Below are 2,491 nucleotides of genomic sequence, written 5' to 3' on the forward strand. Positions count from 1 at the left end.
CGATGAAGGCCGCCGCGATCTACGCCAGGGTATCCTCCGAACAGCAGAAGGAGGAGAACACGATCGCCAGCCAGACATCCGCCGCATCTCCATGCCGCGCAACAGCATGTATGAGGCAGCACTCGGAAATTTCCGTCCAGAGAGGTAAGGGGAATGTCGCTATTGCAACGTCGATTGGCCGCAGCGGACGCCAGGCTGGCCGTCCTGAAGGAAGACCGTAAAGCCGCCGCCAAGGCCCACCGTAAGGCAAAACAACTCCGCCGTTGACACCCTGACTGGATCATCACAGGCGGGGAGAGCGGGCCGAAACGCCGGCTGCTTGATATGAACGCCGTGCGTTCGATCCGCGATCAATGCGCCCGCAATGGCATCGCCTTCCATCACAAGCAGAACGGCGGCCTGCACGGCAAGGACAATGGCTGTCTGGTCGACGGCGTTGAACACGAACACTTTCCGCCGGCACTCGCTGCTTGAATTGCTACAATCGATGGAGACAGACATGAAAAGTACAATCCCACTGCTTAAGGGAGAAATTGCCGAGCTGATCGCGTTTTCCGCCTGATACGCGTTCAAACGAATAAATGGAGTACAGGACTATGAGCGGTAAAAGAATACTCTCCGATGTACAGATAAAGAAGGCGGCCTGAGAGCCGCCCACGAAAAGGGGCGCCGAGGGCACGGCCGGCCCCCTAAACCGCCGTGCCCTCTTCAACTTACTGCCTCACTCGGCCTTCATCAGACTAATGCGCTGAAATCCGATGTGGTTGAGCATCTGCATGACAGTCATGACGCGAGCGCTGTTCGCACGACGGCTTGCTTTGAGATAGACGCGCACGTCTGGGCCTGCTCGGGCTACAGCTTCCAGGCTAGCACGAGCGGTATCGTCGGAAAGAGCCTGACCATCCTCCAGATGGATTTGCCCAACTTCATCCACCAGAACCACCAAGGCATCTTCAGGTGGGGTAAGAGAATTCGTTGATGATCTCGGCAATTCAGGGGGGACTCCCTCCGAAACGAGCGGGCCCGCCAAGGCCAAAATGAGGGCGAACGGCAACAACAGCAAGTGGAAGAAATCCAGCATTCTACCCCCATTTCCACGATCATATCCCTAGCACAATGTTTTCTTTAACGTTGGTCTGTCAACGCCGTTGACAGACGGGACTGTCTCAAAGGAAAGTTCTTTCAACTGGAAACGGAGCCAACGGCCGGCATGAAAAAAACGATCTTGGGAGGGTTGATAGTCATTTCAGTGGGATTGATCCCGCAAGCTGCGGTAATGGCAGACCCGATGCAGGGTCCGAGTGCCGCCTCTGACAGCGAGGTTGTTGCCAAAGCGCCGCATCTGCAATTGGCAGCCGAGCAAGGAAATGCGTTCGCCCAATATATGCTCGGCTCTCTCTATGAAATCGCCCAGGATAACGTCAAGGCTGCCGAATGGTACCGCAAGGCGGCCGAGCAAGGAGAGGCGCTCGCGCAGACAAAGCTGGCTTTGCTCCACCAAAACGGGCGTGGTGTTCCAAAAGATTATAGCCAGGCGCTGATCTGGTTCACGTCTTCGGTGCCATCGCGCATTTCGAACGACGACTGATCTCCGAACGTACGAAGGATGGCCTTGCTGCCGCAAAGGCCAGAGGAAAACGGCCAAGTCGCCAGCCGCTCGACGCAAAAAAAGGTCGAAGCTGCCATCAAGCTTATTGAGGCAAGGACTTCACCTACAGAAGCGGCCAGGCAACTCGGTCTTGGGTGTTCCACCATCTATCGAGAACTTCGCCGTTTAGGTGTTAGCCGAACGGCGCAAGCGTAGCGCAGGTGGTGTGCATTCCCTTGGAATGGCCGAGCAGTCAACTGCCGAATTTTGCACACGGAGGGCAAATGAAATGGCGAATTATTTTTGCGCTAATGTTGGCCATCCCGACGATGGTGCTCGCTGGCGTGTATGAGAAACGGCAACCAAACTGGATTGAGAAAACGCAGGCAATCCAAAAGCTGACCTCAGGCACCGAACCTTCAACGATACCTGTTGGCGGTCGCTTCATTTGCTCGGGCAATATAGACGAAGATGGGATGGTCGCCATGTTGCGGGAGAGGCAATTGAATGTTTCCGATGGCGATCAATGCGAGATTGTTGCGTCCCGAATTATCCCGACGAACGAAACCGCTATTCGAGAAGCCATTGAGAACATGCGTCATTTGGCAACGGAACTCGGATTGCGGCTTATCTCTGTAGAAGCGGGTGATTTCGAAGATGGGAACGCCACCATACTCGCTAGCGAAGATGAATATGTTCCATGGTGGCAGAATTAGCGTCGTCTCAGCCCCCTTGCGGCTAAGACGAAGGCATTTCTTTCACTCCTGGGCGATCAATCCCAGCCGCTCCTTGGCCTGGATGTAGGAGCGCCGGGAAACTAAGTCGTCTTAGAGCGGGATGAATTTAGGCGGAATCGGAATTGGGATTCCCTTTTGTGAGCAAATCAGATTCACCATTCTGACC

At 55.0% G+C, this 2,491-nt stretch carries 5 protein-coding genes; 4 read left to right on the top strand and 1 reads right to left on the bottom strand.

From position 1 onward, the window contains the following. Window positions 1-282 precede the first annotated feature (282 nt). On the top strand, window positions 283-474 hold the full coding sequence (locus ACPYOP_RS32735; protein ID WP_481414355.1) for a DUF5131 family protein: 192 nt from the start codon (window positions 283-285) through the stop codon (window positions 472-474). A gap of 247 nt (window positions 475-721) precedes the next feature. On the opposite strand, the gene ACPYOP_RS32740 is transcribed toward ACPYOP_RS32735, so the two are convergent. Further along, window positions 722-1,081: an ExbD/TolR family protein gene (locus tag ACPYOP_RS32740; RefSeq protein WP_481414352.1), complete on the bottom strand. Its 360-nt coding sequence runs from the start codon at window positions 1,079-1,081 to the stop codon at window positions 722-724. Window positions 1,082-1,210: 129 nt separating this feature from the next. On the opposite strand from ACPYOP_RS32740, the gene ACPYOP_RS32745 reads away from it, so the two are divergent. The 3 genes from ACPYOP_RS32745 to ACPYOP_RS32755 all read left to right on the top strand — a co-directional run bounded on the left by ACPYOP_RS32745 (window position 1,211) and on the right by ACPYOP_RS32755 (window position 2,304). After that, window positions 1,211-1,588 (top strand): tetratricopeptide repeat protein, encoded by a 378-nt coding sequence (locus ACPYOP_RS32745; RefSeq protein WP_481414353.1) that lies wholly within the window; start codon window positions 1,211-1,213, stop codon window positions 1,586-1,588. Further along, window positions 1,588-1,698 (top strand): hypothetical protein, encoded by a 111-nt coding sequence (locus tag ACPYOP_RS32750; protein WP_481414356.1) that lies wholly within the window; start codon window positions 1,588-1,590, stop codon window positions 1,696-1,698. The genes ACPYOP_RS32745 and ACPYOP_RS32750 overlap by 1 nt, the downstream gene beginning before the upstream one ends. 174 nt (window positions 1,699-1,872) lie before the next feature. Next, window positions 1,873-2,304 (top strand): hypothetical protein, encoded by a 432-nt coding sequence (locus tag ACPYOP_RS32755; RefSeq protein ID WP_481414354.1) that lies wholly within the window; start codon window positions 1,873-1,875, stop codon window positions 2,302-2,304. Window positions 2,305-2,491: the final 187 nt, after the last annotated feature.

The sequence above is a fragment of the Rhizobium sp. KNZ2-6A genome, assembly GCF_056755475.1.

What these genes read in the sequence shown, in the direction of transcription:
- ACPYOP_RS32740 (WP_481414352.1), bottom strand. Translation starts at nt 1,081, where the DNA reads ATGCTGGATTTCTTCCACTTGCTGTTGTTGCCGTTCGCCCTCATTTTG.
- ACPYOP_RS32745 (WP_481414353.1), top strand. Translation starts at nt 1,211, where the DNA reads ATGAAAAAAACGATCTTGGGAGGGTTGATAGTCATTTCAGTGGGATTG.
- ACPYOP_RS32755 (WP_481414354.1), top strand. Translation starts at nt 1,873, where the DNA reads ATGAAATGGCGAATTATTTTTGCGCTAATGTTGGCCATCCCGACGATG.